Below are 1,775 nucleotides of genomic sequence, written 5' to 3'. Positions count from 1 at the left end.
TCTATATCTTAGATTCACATCTACAACCAGTACCAGTAGGTGTACCAGGAGAACTCTACATTGGTGGTGATGGTTTGGCAAGAGGCTACCTCAACCGTCCCCAACTAACATCAGAAAAATTCATACTTAATCCTTTTGATGATTCTAAATCGGAACGTCTTTACAAAACAGGAGACCTGACTCGTTACTTAAGAGATGGAAATATAGAATTTCTTGGTCGCATCGATAACCAAGTGAAAATTCGAGGCTTCCGGATTGAGTTGGGAGAAATTGAAGCAGTTCTAGCCACCCATCCTCAAGTTAATCAAACTGTCGTTATTGCTACAGAAGAAAACACTGGTAATAAACGGTTAGTAGCCTACGTAGTTATCAACTCAGAAATTACAACTCAACAACTACGTGAATACCTCAAGGCACAGCTACCAGACTACATGGTACCAAGTGCTTTTGTCACCTTAGAGAGCTTACCAGTAACACCCAACGGTAAAGTAGATCGTAAAGCATTACCGGTGCCTGAAATTGAACGAGAGACTGAGTATGTCGCACCACGTACACAAAGTGAAGAAATAATAGCCAACATCTTTGCTCAAGTACTGGATCTAGAAAATATCGGAATTTACGATAACTTTTTTATCCTAGGGGGACATTCCCTACTCGCAACCCAATTAATTTCCAGAATACGCTCAGCCTTTTCTATAGAAATACCCCTAGGAGAATTATTTTCTTCCCCCACAGTTGCTCAACTAAACCAAATAATTACCCAATTACGTAATACCAATAACGGATCAACCCTTCCCCCGATTCAACCAAGAACAGAAACCAAACAATTACCATTATCCTGGGCGCAAGAGCGACTATGGTTCCTCAACCAACTGGAAGGAAAAAGTGGTACTTACAATATACCATCAGCTGTTCGCATCAGTGGTAACTTGGATATTAATGCTTTACAACAAGCTTTAGCGTCAATAGTACAGCGCCACGAAGTATTACGCACAAGCTTCCAAACTGAGAATGGTAAACCAATACAGGTAATTGAACCAGAAGCCACCGTCAACATAAATCTGGTGGATTTACAGCAATTAGAAACAACAAAACGAGAAAATTTAGTTATTGAACAAGCACAAGAAGAAGCAATTACCCCCTTTGACTTAACAAGTGCACCATTAATAAGATGTAGTTTATTGCAACTATCGACCTCAGAATATGTGTTTTTATTAACAATGCACCATATCGTTTCCGATGGTTGGTCAATGGGAGTATTCATCCAAGAACTATCGAATTTATATCAAGCTTTTATACAAGGACAAGCATCTCCTCTAGAAAAATTACCAATTCAATATGCAGACTTTGCAGTTTGGCAAAAACAATATTTAAGTGGTCAAGTACTTTCTACTCAACTTGATTACTGGAAACAACAGTTGAGTGGTGCGCCTTCTCTATTACAATTACCTACTGACTACCCACGTCCAACTATACCAACTTACCAAGGTCGCACAATTAGTTTTAATTTAAATACTGATTTAACGACTAAGTTGCAAACTCTTTCTCAGAAGTCTGGTACTACTTTATTTATGACCTTGTACGCGGCTTTTAGTACCTTATTGTATCGCTACAGTGGTCAGTCAGATATTTTAATCGGTTTTCCCATAGCAAATCGCAATCGTAGTGAAATTGAAGGTTTAATCGGCTTTTTTGTGAATACTTTGGTATTGAGAACCCGATTTGAAGACAATCCCAGCTTCAAAAAGTTACTTGCACAAGTTAGGGAAACTAAG

The 1,775-nt window shown here is 38.8% G+C and carries 1 protein-coding gene; it reads left to right on the top strand.

Annotated features, from left to right (window positions below; genetic code table 11):
* Positions 1-1,775 (top strand): condensation domain-containing protein (locus tag CALSC_RS08705; protein ID WP_143288199.1); only part of this gene is annotated, 1,775 nt, incomplete at both ends.

Source organism: Calothrix rhizosoleniae SC01, assembly GCF_900185595.1.
Taxonomy (GTDB): domain Bacteria; phylum Cyanobacteriota; class Cyanobacteriia; order Cyanobacteriales; family Nostocaceae; genus Calothrix_A; species Calothrix_A rhizosoleniae.
The sequence above is the reverse complement of the archived record's forward strand: the minus strand, read 5'-3'. Positions and strand labels throughout refer to the sequence as shown.